Origin of the sequence: Streptococcus mitis (genome assembly GCF_005844455.1) — a bacterium.
Taxonomy (GTDB): Bacteria; Bacillota; Bacilli; order Lactobacillales; family Streptococcaceae; genus Streptococcus; species Streptococcus mitis_BF.
Genome location: NZ_SPGF01000015.1, coordinates 21,916 through 39,709 on the forward strand (window position 1 = coordinate 21,916; position 17,794 = coordinate 39,709).

Sequence of the window (17,794 nt, forward strand, 5' to 3'; positions counted from 1 at the left end):
TCTTTTAGCCGCTCTATACGATTAAATTATGGCGAAATACTTCATTTATGATTTTTTTAGTTGTTATTTCATCTATTCCAAAATATTGGAGCTGCATAGCTAGGACAATTTGTTCAAGGAACACCACATCTAGCAAAGACTCATTTATAAATTCCTTATCTAAATTTCCGTGAGCAAAATTATTTCTTTGTTTGCCTATTCGCTCTCCAATTTCAGAGTGATTATAAGAAATATTGTTTAATTTATACATGGATCGTCCGAATAAATCCAATAAAGTCGCACCGTATTCTTCAAATATTTGACTAATCTTTTGAGAAAGAGATAAATAGGATACAACTGATTTTTTCAAATCTTTGTAAATTTTTTTCAATTTACCTGTTGAAGTCTCAATTAAACAATCTAATTCTTTACTAGCTTCTTCCTCTAATTTTTTTCTTTGATCACTTTTCCATTCATCTTCTGAGAATAGTCTACTAAACTCCCATTCAAAGGCAGCTGTCCTAAGTACAAAACTGGCAGCATCTATTTTCCTACTATCATTAAAACTTTTACTAAGATGTCTGAGATATAAATTATTTTCAGCTATATCGTTTAATATCTTACCCTCATAACCAGCAATATATTTTTGTTGAATATACCTTCCCTCTTTCAATGGTTTCATTTCAATCTCAATATCTTCTTCAATTTCATTGAATTGCCCAATTTCACCTTGCCTATTTGACAATTGAATCTCAGTAAAACTAATATTTCTGCGATTACAAAAAAATTGGATAAACTCCTTTGCGATACGATATAGTTCTCGTACAAAAGAATAATCTTGAGTTTCTTCAAAATGAAAAACCATTGACGAGGACAATGCTAGAGGTGGATTTTCAATGGATAGACTCGTAGTTCTTGTAATACCAAAATAAACTTGAACCTCTTTTCCAAAAACGCTAAACTTCTGTTTTTCTGTCGTTGTTGAATCAAAATCATATGTACTAATATTAATTTTTCCATCGCGTCCTTCAGCTTTATACGAAATTTCAAAGGCATGATTAATCGGATGAATATAGTTTAGCTCTAACCCGCTAAATGACATCCTACTAATCATAGGCTTGTCAGAATAACTAAAAAAATAGGACAGAATCGATACGGTAATGATGCCATTATTTTCATGAAGTTGAACGTATTTATTTGTTAGAAATGTAATGACTCGATTTGTTTCATTCGTCCGTCCATAAAGAAAGTCTTCTTCTACAAATTTAGGCTCCCCTGGCCAAGCAAATCCCCCTGTTTCTAACTTAGTATAGAACCAAGAATGGCTAATCACATCCTTCTCCTCTTCTTTAGGAATCAAGGATAATTTTTCTTCATCGAATGTGAAGAAAAATTCATACCCCATCATCTGTAAAGTCCCTGTCAACATACTAAACCTCCAAATTATTTAAAATAATTGCCACCACTTCCACCGATTCCTCAAAACTAATTTCGCTGGCATATCTGAATGATTTTTGATAACGAGCCCAAAGCTGATTCTGATAGTCGGAGCTACGGATTGCATCTATTTGATTTTCCCAATTTGTCAAAGCATCTAAGCTATCTCTTTTCTTAGCAGTATTGTGCACAGCACTTTTTAAGACAGGCACATTAATTTCATCTTTTCGAAGGTGATACAATGTATAGAGATCGTAGCGGTCACGAGGTCTAGTTGAAGCAGCTCCGCGCCTAATAATCGTTTCTAACTTTTCAGCAAGAACAGTTTCTAAATTATAAGTCCAAACTTCTAACTTATCCTCTGAGAAAACAGATTGCAGTTGATATGAAATTTCTCGTGGCGTAATCTGGTCACCTGTTGTTATATCAATAAAGACGACCTCACGTAGAGTATCAAATGTCGCATTTAGTTTAAGGGAAAAACCACCATATTCGTCATCTTGTCGAATTGGCTCTAACTTATCAATTTCAAATTGGAAACCTTCAGAAGGTTGATTGACTATTTCTGTAAAGATAGCTAGGATATTTTCTCCGTTGAGAGGAAGACCTTTCAAGGTAACATCTAAATCCATTGTTGTCCGTTTATCTAAGCCAATCATCTGGCCAATAAGAAATCCACCTTTCACAATGAAAGAATCTTTATACCGACTCTCAGAGATGAGTTTTAAGACTTGTTCAATCAGATAATTTTGCTGAACTTGTTGAGCAGGTATCCCTTTTTCTCTTGCAATATTCTTGATTTTGGCTTTGAAACTATTAGAATTTGAAAATTTCACGACAAGACCTCCACATATGATTGTAGTTTTTCGGTTACTTTAAATAGTTGTGCATAGTGATACAACTTGGCGTAATCCACAGCTCCTTTTTTGAAGTAAGCTTGAAAAGCTGGTGCAATGACTTGAATATCAACATGATAGGTCGTTCGTAGGCACTCAACCAACGTTCGTTCCATATCATACACTAAAATAAACTGCCCAGCCTGTCGCTCCAGTTTTATAACGCCAATTTCATGATAATTTCTAGCAACAATCGGTTTAATTCCTGCTTTTTTAATTAACGTTGTATTTGTCCCAAAGGGAAAGGTCATCACAGGTTCAAATGGAACTGTAAGTGAAAGACCATGTAACCAGAGAGCAGTTTCTAAGGAATAAATTCCTTTTGGAAAACGATACTGTAGACTAAAAAAGTCATCGATATAGGTATCTGGCAGATGATAGATACCTCTTTCAATTGATTCCACTTTCCCTTTTGAGACTAATTGATTCAGTTGTTGGTAAGAGAAGTTAAGCTCTTCCATATCACGGAAAGTTATAACTCCATGATTTTTCTTAATATAATGATAGACAGGTTTCTCTAACAAATCCATGTCGCCACCTCCAAAATAATATGCTAACAATTCACCATAATGTTAGCATATTGTTTCAAAATAATCAATTATAAACAACAAGGATATGCTAACATTTTTATATTTTGTTAGTATATCCTTTTTTCATTTCGTTGTGTAGGCAAAACTGATGGTACTATCCACTCCTGATAATTTACGGAAGGTATAGTTGGGATTGCCGTTATAGTTGGTCTCTGAGATAAGAAATGACCCATCTGGGTAAACTTTTTCAACGAAGGCCACATGTCCGTACTGTCCACCCGCAAAGGAGACAATCGCTCCTGCTTTAGGGATGGTTCCTGTTTCACCACCGAGACTAGCCGCAGTTCGTACCCAATCTTGACCATTGCCCATGGTATTGATAATCGGAATTTTCTCACCATTTTTACCTTTGAGTTTTAATCCTAATTGGTTAATCCGTGCAGCTACTCCCCATGTACATTGACCGTAGGCATAGCCCATACCATCACCACCACCTGGGATAGAATTGTCATAAAGGTCACCACGAACAGCTTCCAAAGCTTTGGGATCACTTTGTGCGGTCCCACCATTTGGCTGGCTAAACCCTTTTTCGATTTGGTAATACCACTCGGTTGCTCTGGTTTGGCGTTCTAAGAGCTTATCTCCACTATTTCCTTCCCAATAAATGAGAAAGAGTTGAGCAAGGCTTGCTGGACTTCCTGAATGTTTGAAGTAGTCTTTTAACCAGTTGGTGTAATAGGGACTATCCCCATGCAACATAAAGTCCAGTTGTAAGCCTAGATTATACCACTTCTGATTCTTTCGTTTAGCATATTCTAACAAAAGTGTGTGACGGCGTGACCCATCAGCGGTGTCTGTCCACTGTCCCAATCCTAGTCCACGTCTCAAGATATTAGAGTAACGACCGTTATAAATAGCTGGGCCACCCAGAGACAGCCACCCCTCATCATCCCAAGAGTTTTCTCTTGCCCCAACTGGAGGAGATAGGTAGTCGCCTTCAGCTCGTTTGGGATTGATAGAGGATTCTACCGACCAGTTTCCTAAAATAGCTGCGATGGCTTGATTGGTTGCTCCTTGACTTTTCAGGTACTCATAGATCGCTTTCGCTCTCGCAAACTCATCTCCGCCAAACTGACCAATGGCTGGTATAATAGTGGTTTGAAGCTGAATCACTTTAGGAAAGTAAAAGGCTGGATTAACATAAACCAACTTGTCCGTGTCATCATCCACCTTTTGATAGGTGACTTTTAGCCCCGTACCATCTTTAGTTTGGCCAATAACCTCTCCTGCTTGGACTCGCTGACCAGCCGTCACTCGACCAGTATGAACATTATAAAGAGTGAGTTGAGTCTTGTTTAGTCCCTTGCCTGATGTGAGGATAAGATTATCCCCATCAAGAGAGACTTTCCCATCCATTGGTGCCACAATCACTTGGTTCTCTTTAGCCTCTAAAATGATGTGATGATGAAGCATTGGTTTCTCATCCATCACCTCGTAGCCATAGCGAACGGTCATGGTTAGAGCGTCATTTTCCGTTTGTCCTTGAAAGGGATTCTCCAATTCCTGAAGGGCAAGGTAAGTTCCTGCCTCGCTCAATTCCTTCAGGTCTGCTCGTTCTTCATCTGAGAGTTTATAAGGAGGATTCTTAGTTAAGTCTGACATGGACTGAATAGATGAGCCACCATTTAAGTCCTGCCAAAGCTGACTCAAATAAGCTTGGTAGGTTTGAGAACTTTCTTCCATAACTTCGTCTAAGGCATAATTCTGATACTTGTGATTCATGAAGGCCATGACCTCATCAATCTTAGTGTAGTAGGTAATGCCTTTGTCATTGATTCTCGTGTGCTCCGCATCCTCCCAGGTCAGATGAGTATAACTCTTGGTCAATTCTATCTCATCTTGTTGGATAAGACTGGTTCCTGAAATCCCCATGACAAAACTCATCATGAGAAGAAAGAAAAACAAGAGACCTGATACCACCCAAGTCATTGGATTTGCGATAAGAGCTGAAAAGAAGGTCAGACTCCCCTTAATGGCTTGGATTATTTTTGAAAAGCCTGCAATACCTTGCTTCCCAGCCTGTTTAAGAAAAGTTTGGTAACGTCTTCTTGGCTTTAAAGGTTTTTGGCGTTTCCAGCCCTTCCCCTTTTTAAAGTTCTGATACCGTTCCTTGCCATGAGCAATCTTGTTTTTGGCAAAACGATGTCCAGTCTGCCCACCTTTCACGACGACTTTTCCAGCTTGATAGGTAAATCTAGCATAGCGTCTGCCTTTTAGACTGGTATCTTTTAGGGTTCTAAGACCATCTAAATCATCGTCTTGAGCAACTACATCTAGCGATTCGGACGCTAGAAAACGCAACCCTCGTTTAACTTTGGTAGAGGTTTTCTTGACCTTATGAGCCTTTTTGAGCTGATGAACCTCACGTTTGGCGGAAGTGACTTCTTTTTCTGCCTGAAGGCGGTCAAAATTTTTCTCTTTTTGGAACTGAAACCGTGAAGTTTTCGTTTCTTTTGGCTCTTTGCGATAGGTAAACTTAGGATTGACAGTTTTCTCTTTTTCTTCTAGCTTGACCTCTGCTAAGTGTTTTCGAGCAATCTTCAGACGATTTCTTGCTTGTGGAAGACGGTACTTTCTGATTTCTTTTGCCTTTAACCATCTGGGAGATACATAGGCGATAGACTCCTTAAAAGTTTCTGTCGCAGCTGCTTTTTCATCTTGATAGGCTTCTTTAAGAGTTTTCTTCTGTTCTTTTGCTTCTGCTTTCTCAGCTCGCCTGGTGAGAAAGCGTTTTTTAGGGAGAGCTATTTGTATGGCTTTCTTCTCCCTACGGTAATGAATTCGACTAGACTTTAAACTGCTTTGAAAGGTTTTTCGTGCAGTTTTAATGCTTTTCTTATCCGATATCATTTGTCAATCCTCATCTTTTCTGGATCGGTACTCATGATGTCAAAGAGCTTGGTTTGGTGTGGTATCTTATTTCTGAAAGGCACAACCGTTGAGCCAGCTTTAATGAGACCTGCTCCTTTTTCTGGATTAACCAAGTATTTCTCTAACTCCTTGGATAAACCTAATAGATGAACCAATTCTTCTCGGTCGTTCTTAGCCTGTTTTAGGAGAATCATGAATTCGCTATTTGCAATAATGCGTCTGCCATTGGCATCAAGAAGCAGAGTCTCCACATTCTGCGTAATCCCTGTTGGCGTTGCCCCGTACTTCCGAACCCGACTCCAGAGTTTGAAGAAGAAATCAGAAGCGTACTTATCCAGCAACAATAGCTGCATTTCATCAAAGTAAATCCATGTCTTCTTCCCTAGTTTTTGATTCTTCACCACACGATTCCAAATCTGGTCAAAAATCACCATGAGGGCAATTTGTTTGAGTTCATCGCCCAGCTTTTTGACATTGTAAATGAGGAAGTGGCTATCGGTTTTGATGTTGGTGCGGTGTGAGAAAATATCTAGAGAACCTTCCACATACAGTTCCATATCAAGAGCCAAGTCCTTCGCTTCTAGTTCAGGTTGCTTGGAGAGGACAAAGACCCATTCCACCAAAGACGGTTCTTGAAAATGCTTATAGGTCAAGCGTGTCACACGGTCGATTAGTGACTTCTCACGACCATCTATTTTGCGGTCCAACAATTTCCCAATCCAAGACAGGAGAAATTCTGACTTGACCTTAACAGGGTCTTCATCCATATTCTCATCTGACAAGTCTAGGACATTCAAGAAAGTGGTGGAGTCAGGCGCAATGTCAATGCTTTCCCCACCAAAGGCTTAACCGATGATGCTGTACTCATTTTCAGGATCGACGATGATGATTTCGGTATCATTATCCGCTTCTTTTAATTTAGTCGAAATAATCTCATGTTTTGTGGCCATGCCTTTCCCTGAACCTGATGTCCCTAAAATGAGACCTGATGGGGTATTGAGTTTCCCACGGTCAATGGTAATGATGTTACTTGAAATCTGATTAATCCCGTAAAATTTTCCACCTTTGTCCTGAATATCAATAGAAGTCCAAGGTGAGTTGACGGCAATATTCGAGGTTAAGAGAGACCGAGAAACACCTTCAACATAATTCTTCCCAAAGGGTAACAGACTATTAAAGGCAGCTTCCTGCATATAGGTTAGATTATCAATGATGAGATCATTTGAGCCGGCCACTTGTTTGACAATGTCTAAGGATTGGTTCAGCTGATCCTCATTATCCGCAAAGACCCCAATCAAAAAGAGGGTGTCAAAGAGCTTATCTCCAGTCTGTGTCATAGTTTTAAGCAGCTCATCAGCTTCATCAATATTGCTTTCAAGAACCTGACTAACCTTTTCCAAATAAACACCAGAGCGTGCCATCTTTTGTTGCTCGCCAATTTTTTGTGATTCCATCAAGGTTTTCTTGGTTCGGAGTTTCTTCATGGCCTCTGACTTAGCTGAGCCTTTGGCATGCAGGCTCATCATCACTTCCAAATCCGACTGTATTAAATTACGAATAAACTTGTCCCCTAGCTCCATACCGTAATCCCGAACATAGACAATCTGAAGCAAGCGCTCATCTATCTCCATATAATTCTTGTGTTTGAAAGATAAGCTTGGTGGTGCAATAAAATGTTTGGTGGTTTGTCCTGAACGCACGAGGTCTTGATAAGTAAAGGATAGATGGTTTTCTCCGCGTAACATATCGGCCAGGTGATTGGCTCGTTCTTCTCCTGTCAAGAGGTTAAAGCTAGCCTCGATTTCTGAAAGACCGCTCTTGAAGTATTCTCCAATTTGAGACAGGGAGCGATAAGCCAGTTTAGGCGTTTGGTCACTTTTCCCAAAAGAAATCAACTTGATAGCTGAAAAATTATTCTCTCCTGCTTCTAAGTTAGCATCCATCATACGGTTGAGTTCCTCACGGTAGGGATTAAAACCATCTTCATGCAAGGGATAAAGGACACTTTTTCGGAATTGTTCCAAGTTGACTTTCTTGTTAAAAATGGTCAGTTGGAAATTTGTTTTATCGTCCAGCGAATTGATTAAATCTGAATACTTCTCAACCATAGCCACCTTATCCTCCAATCCCACGGTCTGGTAATTGACATCCCCTAAGAGATAGGACTGAGAGAAATAATCTGGGCTTACCTGCATGAGGCCATTGGGAAAGAGGCCTTGATAAAGAAGAGTATTAAGTATTGTTGGTAGAACCTCCTGTTTCTTTGGGGCTATCTTTTTGACCTTAGAAGAGGTCTTTGGTTTCATGAAGTGTTTTAAGTTTTTCATGGTGAATTCCTTTCTGTCCGGTTAGTGTGCGGTCTGGTACCGTCATCTCGTAATGAAAACGGTATTTTAAATAGGTTTCAAAGGGAAGATCATTAGGACGATAAACCCCAAATAACATGAGGGGAATGGTAAACGTAAAAACAAATCCATAGACAAACCAGTCTCCAAATTGCCAATAAAAGAGATTTAGCCCTAAGACAAGGATGGTGATGGTAATAGCTGGCAAGACAAAAATGACTTGCCGTGTGGTAAAGCCTAACCAAGCCCTGTGTTGAACCTTTGTAATGTCCTTAAAAACACGTGTATTCATAAAATAGTAACTCCTTCTTTGATAAAAGGACCAAGATGGAAATCTTAGTCCAGTTTAAATTGTTTTGTGACTTTGACGCAGTAGGCGTCTGAACTCTCTACGCTAGCTCCTAGCTATGACAGTTCTAGTCGTCCTTGCGGAGGTCGGACAACGAAATCGACCGTAAAGCAGTACCTTGTTCCTCTTCGATTTCCAAGGAACAACCTTAAACAGTCCACTGGACTGTTTAAGCTATCCTACTCTCACATGCCCAAAATACTTCGGGCAGTGCGTTGACTGCCCACCAATGCAATGATTAACAAAATAGCCTGCACTAAGCTACCAAACATAATGGCTAGGCTTTCCATAATCCCTGCCCCATTTGAAACAGCGATTTTTCCAGCTGATTCAAAAAGAGGTACAAGAGAGACGATGAGGAAAATCAAAACTCCTTGCAAGGCATAGACCATAATATTTTTAAGATAGCCAATCCCAACGCCACGCCAATCATCACTAAGGAAAGCTGGAATCGTTAGTGGCGCAAAAGGAATCATGAGATAAAGCTGGATAAAGCGAATGGTAATGAGAATATTCACGACCATCACACTGACTAAACGAACCAACCAAATCATGATAGCAAAGAGCCCAACAATCATTTTTCCAACAATACCTGAGCCTTTAAGGCCTGAGATGGTGTCATAGGCTGTTCCCCCATGTGACACCACGCCTGCTACCTGTTCGATGATGTGGGAAGCGACGGCTAAGATAGCTTCCACAATCACAGTGGTGTTGGTAATCACCACAGCCACCATGATGTAGCTGACAATCATTGGGGCAATGGCTTCAAAAGTCATGGCGCCTCCCGAACCCGCAATTTTCTTCGCCATCTTAGAAAATTCCAGAATCAAGACAACCGCTAAAATCGCTACCCCCAAGGGCTGCATAATCCCTTTGGTGATGACAGACATATAAGACCAGACGGTTGGATTGTATTCTGCCAAGGATTTGATTAAATCAGCTGTTGATTTTAAATCCACATTAAAGCCTTCAAAAAGGCTGTCGCTTGAAATTTTCTCTGAGGCTAGAAAGACAAAAGCTGAGGTTAGTTTCATTATCATGTCATACCTTGCCCTCCTAAATTGTAATCTGAGTAACAAAGGCGCCAGCAGCACCGACCATCACCCCACCCACAATTTCTAAGATAGCATTACGGACACCTGGTCCTCCATCTTTGATATTGGTCGAAAGGTTGATAATGCCCATCACAACAAGAAAAGCCCCTACGGCAATCAAGCCTTTTTGTAAGAGAGACATGGCTTGTGCAAACATGGAGCTGGCATCCACTCCGTAAACAAAGCCTGTAAGTTTTTGATCCATATGATTCCTCATTTCCATTAGTGTAGTGTTCTTTCTGTGCGTAAATCCCTGACCTTATGATCCGATAAATCAAGAAGTGCTTCCTTATTGCTTAGAGGGTCAATCTCATAGTGCCACCAACGAGCGTCCGTTTCCTTATCTGCTAGGTATTGCCAGTTCTGGTGTTTCAAAGGGAGATACTTCTTCTCCTTAAAGACTGGAACTCCTGCAATTCGTACCAAACACTCATCTCGTTTCATATTTCCGACTTCATCAGGGGTCATGAGGTCCCTTGCAATTTTTTGATGAGAAGTAGAACCAGACCCTGTTTGGCCATAAGACCGACTGGTGTTCCTCACATCAATGGTTTGTTTGCCTAAAAGACTACTCATGAACTTGAAAGTCTCTTCGTCATTCCCACCCAGATACTGCAGACTGTCACAGTTACCAAGAATGGTTTTCCAAGCCTCTTTTTCCTTATAAAGCCCTTGGAGCTGAGCAATATTTTGGAGAATAGGTACGAGGCTCATGTTTCGAGAACGAACCGTTGAAGTTTGTTCGGCAAAGTCTGGGATTTCTCCACAGTTCGCAAACTCGTCTAAGTAGGCTCTCACATGAATGGGAAGTTCTCCCTTAAAGTCCACATCGGCTTGTCTGGTCAGGGTTGAAAAAATCGTTGCGAAAAAGAGGGCAGACAAGAATCTGAAGGTTGTGTCATTATCAGGAATGACAAGATAGACCATCGTCTTCTGAGTTCCCCATGTCTTCAAGTCCATGGTGTCCCGCTTTGTTAAATCAATGACGGATTGAATATTAAAGAGTGCAAACTTAGCCGTCGTCACGGCAATAACTGAATCAAGGGTCTTGTCCTTGTAGTTCTGAAAATCTGCCCAGTTACGCATGGTAAAGTTCTCCATGCCATACTTCTTAGCATAATTTTCAAACATGACTTCAAGGACACTCTTATCTTGATTGTCTCCTTTTGATAAGAGTTTAATGAGTTTTCCAATCTCTGAAAAAGCTGGGTAACGCCCGCGTTTGCGCCGCTTCTCTGCTTCTTCCTTGGAGCTTTTTGGAGGGTTGTAAAAATCAACCAAGTAGGAAGCAATCGCTCGCACCAAGGTCATGGACGCCTCATCCCAAAAGGGATCACTTCTTGAACCACTACCTTTCGTGTTGTTAAAGTACACCGTCAGCATGCGATTCAGATCATTCTCAGTTTCCACATAACGAAAGGGATTAAAGCCATCCGAATTAGTCATATTCACTATGTCTAATACCTTGACCTGATAGCCATTTTCTAGAAAGAGCTTGCCTGTCTTTTCTGCCAAATGGTCCTTGGGGTCAACCACAATGTTGGAACAGTTGAGCTGTATCAAATTGGGCTTCACAAAACGAAAGGTCTTCCCTGCTCCTGACCCACCAATAACAACCAGATTCTTATTTCGGTCAAACTGTGGCGTTTTCTTTTCTAAAAGAGTCAACCTGACATTTCGAGACAAGATGGTATCGTTCAAAGGATTCTTACTGGTAAAGGCTTTACGCTCACGACTATTTCCAAAACGAGCAGAGCCATACTCAGCCCCTTCTCGGTAGACCTTTTTGCCTGTTGAGATGTAAAGATAGACAAACCCCATGGTCATCAGTCCAAAGAGAAAGCCTAAGAAGGATTTTCCAGTGAAGTTGACATCCCACAAGGGATGAAGCACTTGTTTTTGTCCTTCTCCTAAGAGATAAGCAAGACGTTCAATGGGTGGCTGATTGGGAAGACTCTCGTACAGCAAAACCAAACGATGACAGAAATAGCCAAATACAAGCCCTAAGCTCCCAAAGACGATGGCTTTTTTCCCTGAATACACTAGAGAGTCACCTCCTTGGTCTTCACGGCAGAAGGTTTTGACATCACAATCTGTTCCTTAGCCTTTTCAATTTCCTCATCAAGGGTTTTATCGAATGTTAAGTCTTGAAGTTTTTCTGGATTAGAGACTAACTTTTTCAGTAACTCATCTAAGTGCCTGTCTAAAAGAGATTTGTCCTTGGCGTAGAAATGAAGATAGTCTCCCTGCCAACTGATGGCAATGGGAAGGTTTTCGGATTCCATCAGTTCCTTGAATTTCTCCACATCAATCGGTTTATCCAACATATCCTTGGTCACGTTTACCGATTCAATGGCATATGGACTTTGAAGCAGTTCTTCTAACTTTTGAACCCCAATCTTATAAGCGGAGTCTTGGGCTAGGGCTTGTCTTGCCGACCACTCTAAGAGCTTTAAGAGCGTTTGAACCGTAAACAGGCTACTTCTCTCCGCATATTGCAAAGCTTGGCGTTCCTGTTGTTCTGAAGACATAACTCCCTCCTTTGTATGATTCCCTCATAAAAATCAGGGTGCCTTCATAATACGAAAGCCTTCTTGATTTTGGTATCACAGAAATGATAGGAGAAAAACCACACCATTCCAAGAGAGATGAACCAGAGTAGACATTAAAACATCCGTTTTGAGACGAACCAGTCCTAATGTCACTCCTAAGCTGCCATAAATGAACCACGTTATCATGCTAGAAGGGTGGTGCGCCAAGGAAAAGAGGGAACTGGTCAACAAAAGCTGAGCAAATGGCTTAGACAGCCTATCCCACAAAACTTCTCGGTAAAAGACCTCCTCCACTATACTGGCATTAAGTAGAAAAATAATAAACGACAGAACGGGAACTTGATCCTGAACAGTTACCATCGTTTGTTGGTTAGTCTCAATTCCTGAAAGCGTGACACTCATGGCAAGAGCTATACTCACCATCACGCCAAGGCTCCCTAAAAGCCAAACTCCTCTCTCTATCCAGGACATGTTTCTTTTGGGCATGCCATAGTGTTTCCAAAACCACAGCAAAAAAGTTAAAAAAGCAACTTGTAAGACGATTAAGCCTATCCCATCAATCCATCCCATTAAGAAGAGACTAACTAAGAGCACATTAGCATGAATGGCTCCGTACATCAGTAATACTCGTCCCATCTCTACCTCCTAAACAAATCTTCATAATCAATCTCTAAGACTGCTACAATTCTCTCCACCCATTTGAGTTGAGGCATAAGGCGATTGGACTTATAATGACGGAAGGTCTGATAGAGACGATTAAACTCACTGGGATAGACATATTGACCTTTAAAGATTTTCCGTGCTAAATCTGCCCAAGACATGCCCTTATCAATGAGGAGGATTTCTAAATTTTCCCAAAAGCGTTCGTTCATAGATCCTCCTGTTCTGTCATATCCTTAAAGAGATGTTCACGAAAAAGGACTTCCTTATGGTCTCTTGGAAGAAAGGTTCGTGCCTCTTCTACACTCATATCTGGATAAACTTTCTGACGACTGACCACCAGTGGAAGACGGAGATTTTGTTCTGGTCTTGTTAAGACTAAAGTCACCAACTCACTCAATTTCATCTGTTTATGACGTTTAAAGCGCTGAAAGGAGGGAGCTAACATCTCAAAACAATCACTGGTTTTGGCAAATAATCCCAGTAAGTCCTCATATGCCAAGTGACCAACGTCTTTACAGGTATAGGAAATGCCATGTAACTTACAAAAGTTAAGGAGTTTCTGATTACGACTGGTATTTCGACTTAAATAGATTTCTAACATGTCTCCCTCCTATACGGATAAATCCTTCTGCAATTCTTGAGTAGGTGGTGTGAAAACTTTACTCCTATCAATCGGAGACTTGCCTTCGCTGAAACATTCAATCGTAATCAGACTTGTCATCTCCACTTCAGCTTGATGGATGGCTTCATCCAGTTCTGTACATTCCCTAATACTTTTATTATGTAACAACTTCATGTTCTTCTTCCTCAATCTTTCTATATGCTCCAGCGATGGCTTCGATGACTGTCACGGTCACACTATTGCCTGCTTGTTTATACAGCTGGCTTTTACTGGAGACGCTTTCCGCTCTTTCATAGGCCCAGTCAGGAAAACCCTGAAGTCTAAAACACTCTCTGGGAGTCAGCCGTCTGATTCTTAAACGATAGAGTTTCCCATCAATGACAATCCCTGTCACCTCATACCACTTGTCCTTGCGATATTCAAGAGCTGCCACAACTACCCTCATATTGTCAGAAGTAGTTATCGTATTAGATACCCCTTTTCCCACTCGTCCCCTTCGTTTTGTGGGCTCTGGATAAGCAAGGTTGACAGAATCCCCTATTGTCGCCTTGGCATAACCTAGTTTAGTAGCTTCTTTGATTTTTAAATGCGGAGCTTCTTCACGACAAAGAATCTTAGGAACTTTATCGCCTCCCTGCATGGTGGTAAGTGTTGGGGATACCCCTGAAATATCATAGATGCGTCCCGTTTGAACAAAAGATGTTGGTAAGGTTCCTGCGACAACGACACCATGCCTATCTTGAGCAGTTAGGGTAAACATAGGGGCTTGATTGTCCTTAAAGCGTCTGCCATGTTGGCGTTTCTTCAGTCTATCTGGTGTTAAAACTGATATAGCAATTTTAGCTCCTTCCCCTTTTCCTCTGGTTAGGGTTGGGGATAATCCGTGACTCAAGTAAACCTCCCCACTCATGCCTTTTCCTGATGGATTAACATTGCCTAATCGCTCAAGACCAGTTGGGCTACTTTCTCTTCGGAGAGGAAGTAAGAATCGGGGACGGTATCTTCTAGAATGTCCGATAATAAAGACCCTTTCTCTGTTTTGTGGGACTTGGAAATCTTTACTGTTAAGGATTTGCCATTCAACATCATACCCCAACTCATCCAATGTAGTGAGGATTGTTCGAAATGTCTCTCCCTTGTCGTGATTGAGTAAGCCCTTGACGTTTTCCAAGAATAAAAAACGTGGTTGAATCTGTTTGGCCGCTCGAGCAATTTCGAAGAACAAAGTACCTCTAGTATCCTCAAATCCCAATCGTCGGCCTGCGAGTGAAAATGCCTGGCAAGGGAATCCCCCACAGATGATGTCCACTTGTCCTCTAAGTTGTCTAAAATTTTGGTCTGTGACTTGTCTAATGTCATGAAATTCTATCTCTCCTTCAGTCTCATACATAGCTTTGTAAGATTTCCTCGCAAACTTATCAATCTCACAAAAACCAACACACTCATGGCCTTGACGCTCCAATCCCAGTCGAAAGACTCCAATTCCAGCAAACAAATCTAAAAATTTCATTTTTCCTCTCTTTCAAAATAAAAAGAGCCTTACTATTTGTAAAACTCTTACTTAAATATGGTCATCCGTCTCTGGTGCACGGATAATTTCAATCAATAAAATAATAAGGGAGATGAGATAGACTCCACCTAGTATCCATCAAATCATCTTAATCACCTCCCTTAGCTTCTTGTCGCCTTAGTTGCTTGGTCCATTCAGACAGCACACCATTAAACACGTATTCAGCTATCGCTTCTGCCGACCGAGCAAATCTCATATGTTCCAAAGCGTACTGATAACGGTCACTAAAATAAATCATGGCGTAATCACTAGCTACCTGTGATAAACCAACTTGTCTCAACTGGTCATGAACCAAGCCCCAAATATAATCTCGATCGTACTTGGTCACTGAGTCAACTTTGGGAGAAAAGGTATCTTCTTGTTTTTCAACTACAACTCGCCTCTCCTCCTCGTCCTCAAAAAGGAAATCACTCTTTTCAGTTTCACTATATTCAGTCTCACTTCTTTCAGTCTCACTAGGGGCTGAATTTAAAACCGGCCCTGGCTGATTTGGAGACCCCCCTAGTGTTTTTTGAACACTACCCCCGTCTGAATGTAAGACTGGGGTGGTGTCATGTTCCAACTCCCCTAAATAAATCTTATTAGCCAAACGCCCTTTTTCACTGGAAGACTGTTGGACTTCATCAATGAGTCCAAATTCTCTCAATGTCTTTTTAATCGTCAGCAATTTAGACTTGGAACAACCAAGAAGTGCCATCAATTTTGAGTTGGAATAAATGAGATAAATAGCTCCATCCTCATCAATCCATCCCTTACTCAGAGACAATTCCAATCGGTCTTTTAAGACAGCGTAGGCCACCTTAACTTCCAACTTCATATCCTTATAGCGCTCACTCTCAAATAAGAGTTTAGGGAGCTTATAATAACGCTCGGACGTTTGATATTGATTTGCAGTAATGCGTTTCATAATTATCCCTCCAACATTAAAACACCTAAATTTCCTGATTGTTCAAATTGGATCAGACCTGCCTGTTCCATTTCAGCAACTAGCTGATTTGCTTCATCAACATTAATTCCCATAACAAGTATGAGATGACACATCACAATTTATCGTGATGATTGTTCTTTCTTTTGCATCGTTTCCTCCTGAAAATAAAAAAAAGCGAGAACACTTATTAAAATGTTCTCGCCCAAAGTTTATAAATGAACTCCTTTGACCAAAATAGATAATAAACCTATATAAAACAAAAATCCTGCCAAAGATTTTTTTGGCAGGATTTTTGGCAGGAAACCGAATCAATTTATCAGTTTCTTCAAATCGCTATGAGCTCTAAAAGACTGGTAAATCGGGATTCCGCTCTCAAATTGCTATGTGCTTCTTATTTAAGAGTAACTGAAGCTCCAGCTTCTTCCAATTTAGCTTTGATTTCTTCAGCTTCTGCAGTTGGAACACCTTCTTTGATGACACCTGGTGCACCATCAACAAGTTCTTTAGCTTCTTTAAGTCCAAGACCAGTGATTTCACGTACAGCTTTGATAACGCCAACTTTTTTGTCACCAGCAGCTGTCAATTCAACGTCAAATGAATCTTTAGCAGCACCAGCGTCAGCAGCACCAGCTGCAGCTACAGCTACAGGAGCAGCTGCAGTTACACCAAATTCTTCTTCGATAGCTTTTACAAGGTCGTTCAATTCAAGGATTGAAGCTTCTTTAATTTCAGCAATAATGTTTTCAATGTTCAATGCCATTGTTATTTCCTCCAAATAAGTTTTTAATTATAATAGTTTTTTCGTAGCTATGCTACGCTGCGTAGCTTAAGATTAAGCTGCGTCTTCTTTGTTGTCTGCAACCGCTTTGACTGCAAGAGCAACGTTGCGCACTGGCGCTTGAAGTACAGAAAGGAGCATAGAAAGAAGTCCTTCGCGGTTTGGAAGAGTTGCAAGAGCAACGATTTCTTCTTTAGATGCGACAGCGCCTTCAATTGCACCACCTTTGATTTCAAGTGCTTCAGCGTTTTTAGCAAAGTCGTTCAAGATTTTCGCTGGTGCGATAACATCTTCATTAGAAAATGCTACGGCAGATGGTCCAACAAATACTGATGCAAGATCTTCAAGACCAGCTTTTTCAGCTGCACGACGCAAGATTGAGTTTTTAATAACTTTATACTCAACTTCGCTTCCACGAAGCTCACGACGAAGAACTGTATCTTGATCAACTGTCAAACCACGAGCGTCTACAACGACGATAGATGCAGCAGCTTTCATTTTTTCAGCTACTACGTCAACTAGTTCCGCTTTTTTAGCAATAATTGCTTCACTCATTAGTGTGTTCACCTCCGTAATTATTTTGCTTGGGGAATTTTTTCAAAAGAAAAACGCGCCCAAACCTAGACACGAAAGTACAATACGCTTCTTTTTACATGATACGTTTTGTCCTCGGTAGGATCTTTATGAGTCGAGCTCCCCTACTGTCTTAGGCAGTTTTTTCAAACCGTATATAAGTATAGCATAGACAAAAAAAGAATGCAAGATTTTTGCAAACTTTTTTTAAAATTTTTCGTGATTTTTCTGTTTGAAAGTTCTATAATGAAGTTAGCCACCCAGCCCTCCTAAAAATTAGATGGTTCAACTGGCTTATAGCTAGTACTCGATTTCATTTGATAAGAGGCTTGATGCTGTTAGGCTGGTGAGCCAAGGCTAAGACTAGCCTTGGTTTAGCTAACGAAACAGCTTCAAGGGTTCCTCTTGCCAAATGAAAGCTCTTCTAGGCATAAGAAAACACCTCTGTGTTATACTTGTTGTTCAACCGAAAACACAAGAAAGGCACAGAGATGCAAGACAATTATACTACAAAAGGCAAACATTTGACAATCGATAGCCGTCGCTT

17 protein-coding genes, 1 pseudogene and 1 other annotated feature are annotated in these 17,794 nt (G+C 40.6%); all 18 genes and pseudogenes read right to left on the reverse strand.

The window, feature by feature from the left end; all coding sequences use genetic code 11:
• Positions 1 to 13 precede the first annotated feature (13 nt).
• The 18 genes and pseudogenes from FGQ53_RS04445 to rplJ all read right to left on the reverse strand — a co-directional run bounded on the left by FGQ53_RS04445 (position 14) and on the right by rplJ (position 17,229).
• Positions 14 to 1,408, reverse strand: coding sequence for a hypothetical protein (locus FGQ53_RS04445; RefSeq protein WP_138336087.1), 1,395 nt, complete (start codon positions 1,406 to 1,408; stop codon positions 14 to 16).
• 1 nt (position 1,409) lies between these two features.
• The gene (locus FGQ53_RS04450; protein WP_138336089.1) at positions 1,410 to 2,252 is read right to left on the reverse strand and encodes a nucleotidyl transferase AbiEii/AbiGii toxin family protein; all 843 of its coding nucleotides are present in this window, start codon (positions 2,250 to 2,252) and stop codon (positions 1,410 to 1,412) included.
• Entirely contained in the window at positions 2,249 to 2,842 is a 594-nt protein-coding gene (locus FGQ53_RS04455; RefSeq protein ID WP_084933522.1) for a type IV toxin-antitoxin system AbiEi family antitoxin domain-containing protein, read from the reverse strand. The genes FGQ53_RS04450 and FGQ53_RS04455 overlap by 4 nt, the downstream gene beginning before the upstream one ends.
• A 123-nt stretch (positions 2,843 to 2,965) precedes the next feature.
• Positions 2,966 to 5,752 (reverse strand): phage tail tip lysozyme, encoded by a 2,787-nt coding sequence (locus tag FGQ53_RS04460; RefSeq protein WP_138336091.1) that lies wholly within the window; start codon positions 5,750 to 5,752, stop codon positions 2,966 to 2,968.
• Positions 5,749 to 8,100: pseudogene (locus FGQ53_RS04465) on the reverse strand (VirB4-like conjugal transfer ATPase, CD1110 family). The gene FGQ53_RS04460 and the pseudogene FGQ53_RS04465 overlap by 4 nt, the downstream one beginning before the upstream one ends.
• The gene (locus FGQ53_RS04470; RefSeq protein WP_020999642.1) at positions 8,057 to 8,410 is read right to left on the reverse strand and encodes a PrgI family protein; all 354 of its coding nucleotides are present in this window, start codon (positions 8,408 to 8,410) and stop codon (positions 8,057 to 8,059) included. The pseudogene FGQ53_RS04465 and the gene FGQ53_RS04470 overlap by 44 nt, the downstream one beginning before the upstream one ends.
• Before the next feature lie 242 nt (positions 8,411 to 8,652).
• Entirely contained in the window at positions 8,653 to 9,507 is an 855-nt protein-coding gene (locus FGQ53_RS04475) for a type IV secretion system protein (protein ID WP_138336093.1), read from the reverse strand.
• A 16-nt stretch (positions 9,508 to 9,523) separates the two neighbouring features.
• Positions 9,524 to 9,766 carry a hypothetical protein gene (locus FGQ53_RS04480; protein WP_007518271.1) on the reverse strand — a complete coding sequence of 81 codons (243 nt, stop codon included), beginning with the start codon at positions 9,764 to 9,766 and terminating at the stop codon, positions 9,524 to 9,526.
• Between the two features lie 17 nt (positions 9,767 to 9,783).
• Entirely contained in the window at positions 9,784 to 11,604 is a 1,821-nt protein-coding gene (locus tag FGQ53_RS04485; RefSeq protein WP_138336094.1) for a VirD4-like conjugal transfer protein, CD1115 family, read from the reverse strand.
• On the reverse strand, positions 11,604 to 12,092 hold the full coding sequence (locus tag FGQ53_RS04490) for a hypothetical protein (RefSeq protein WP_138336096.1): 489 nt from the start codon (positions 12,090 to 12,092) through the stop codon (positions 11,604 to 11,606). The genes FGQ53_RS04485 and FGQ53_RS04490 overlap by 1 nt, the downstream gene beginning before the upstream one ends.
• A 75-nt stretch (positions 12,093 to 12,167) precedes the next feature.
• Complete coding sequence (locus FGQ53_RS04495) at positions 12,168 to 12,749, reverse strand: type II CAAX prenyl endopeptidase Rce1 family protein (protein WP_138336099.1); 582 nt, start codon at positions 12,747 to 12,749, stop codon at positions 12,168 to 12,170.
• Between the two features lie 2 nt (positions 12,750 to 12,751).
• On the reverse strand, positions 12,752 to 12,985 hold the full coding sequence (locus FGQ53_RS04500; protein ID WP_003033668.1) for a hypothetical protein: 234 nt from the start codon (positions 12,983 to 12,985) through the stop codon (positions 12,752 to 12,754).
• On the reverse strand, positions 12,982 to 13,377 hold the full coding sequence (locus tag FGQ53_RS04505; RefSeq protein ID WP_138336101.1) for a hypothetical protein: 396 nt from the start codon (positions 13,375 to 13,377) through the stop codon (positions 12,982 to 12,984). The genes FGQ53_RS04500 and FGQ53_RS04505 overlap by 4 nt, the downstream gene beginning before the upstream one ends.
• Before the next feature lie 9 nt (positions 13,378 to 13,386).
• Positions 13,387 to 13,572 (reverse strand): hypothetical protein, encoded by a 186-nt coding sequence (locus FGQ53_RS04510; RefSeq protein ID WP_138336103.1) that lies wholly within the window; start codon positions 13,570 to 13,572, stop codon positions 13,387 to 13,389.
• Entirely contained in the window at positions 13,556 to 14,908 is a 1,353-nt protein-coding gene (dcm, locus tag FGQ53_RS04515; protein ID WP_138336105.1) for a DNA (cytosine-5-)-methyltransferase, read from the reverse strand. Before dcm ends, FGQ53_RS04510 begins: the two co-directional genes overlap by 17 nt.
• A 148-nt stretch (positions 14,909 to 15,056) precedes the next feature.
• Entirely contained in the window at positions 15,057 to 15,875 is an 819-nt protein-coding gene (locus FGQ53_RS04525) for a replication initiator protein A (protein WP_138336106.1), read from the reverse strand.
• A 412-nt stretch (positions 15,876 to 16,287) separates the two neighbouring features.
• Positions 16,288 to 16,656, reverse strand: a complete 369-nt coding sequence (gene rplL / locus FGQ53_RS04530; protein WP_001196962.1) for a 50S ribosomal protein L7/L12 — start codon at positions 16,654 to 16,656, stop codon at positions 16,288 to 16,290.
• 72 nt (positions 16,657 to 16,728) lie between these two features.
• Positions 16,729 to 17,229, reverse strand: a complete 501-nt coding sequence (gene rplJ / locus FGQ53_RS04535) for a 50S ribosomal protein L10 (protein WP_001287266.1) — start codon at positions 17,227 to 17,229, stop codon at positions 16,729 to 16,731.
• 38 nt (positions 17,230 to 17,267) lie between these two features.
• Positions 17,268 to 17,403: a sequence feature (ribosomal protein L10 leader region), on the reverse strand.
• Between the last annotated feature and the right edge of the window lie 391 nt (positions 17,404 to 17,794).

What these genes read in the sequence shown, in the direction of transcription:
- FGQ53_RS04490 (WP_138336096.1), bottom strand. Translation starts at nt 12,092, where the DNA reads ATGTCTTCAGAACAACAGGAACGCCAAGCTTTGCAATATGCGGAGAGA.
- FGQ53_RS04495 (WP_138336099.1), bottom strand. Translation starts at nt 12,749, where the DNA reads ATGGGACGAGTATTACTGATGTACGGAGCCATTCATGCTAATGTGCTC.
- FGQ53_RS04475 (WP_138336093.1), bottom strand. Translation starts at nt 9,507, where the DNA reads ATGATAATGAAACTAACCTCAGCTTTTGTCTTTCTAGCCTCAGAGAAA.
- FGQ53_RS04525 (WP_138336106.1), bottom strand. Translation starts at nt 15,875, where the DNA reads ATGAAACGCATTACTGCAAATCAATATCAAACGTCCGAGCGTTATTAT.
- FGQ53_RS04460 (WP_138336091.1), bottom strand. Translation starts at nt 5,752, where the DNA reads ATGATATCGGATAAGAAAAGCATTAAAACTGCACGAAAAACCTTTCAA.
- FGQ53_RS04510 (WP_138336103.1), bottom strand. Translation starts at nt 13,572, where the DNA reads ATGAAGTTGTTACATAATAAAAGTATTAGGGAATGTACAGAACTGGAT.
- dcm (WP_138336105.1), bottom strand. Translation starts at nt 14,908, where the DNA reads ATGAAATTTTTAGATTTGTTTGCTGGAATTGGAGTCTTTCGACTGGGA.
- rplJ (WP_001287266.1), bottom strand. Translation starts at nt 17,229, where the DNA reads ATGAGTGAAGCAATTATTGCTAAAAAAGCGGAACTAGTTGACGTAGTA.
- rplL (WP_001196962.1), bottom strand. Translation starts at nt 16,656, where the DNA reads ATGGCATTGAACATTGAAAACATTATTGCTGAAATTAAAGAAGCTTCA.
- FGQ53_RS04455 (WP_084933522.1), bottom strand. Translation starts at nt 2,842, where the DNA reads ATGGATTTGTTAGAGAAACCTGTCTATCATTATATTAAGAAAAATCAT.
- FGQ53_RS04470 (WP_020999642.1), bottom strand. Translation starts at nt 8,410, where the DNA reads ATGAATACACGTGTTTTTAAGGACATTACAAAGGTTCAACACAGGGCT.
- FGQ53_RS04500 (WP_003033668.1), bottom strand. Translation starts at nt 12,985, where the DNA reads ATGAACGAACGCTTTTGGGAAAATTTAGAAATCCTCCTCATTGATAAG.
- FGQ53_RS04445 (WP_138336087.1), bottom strand. Translation starts at nt 1,408, where the DNA reads ATGTTGACAGGGACTTTACAGATGATGGGGTATGAATTTTTCTTCACA.
- FGQ53_RS04505 (WP_138336101.1), bottom strand. Translation starts at nt 13,377, where the DNA reads ATGTTAGAAATCTATTTAAGTCGAAATACCAGTCGTAATCAGAAACTC.
- FGQ53_RS04480 (WP_007518271.1), bottom strand. Translation starts at nt 9,766, where the DNA reads ATGGATCAAAAACTTACAGGCTTTGTTTACGGAGTGGATGCCAGCTCC.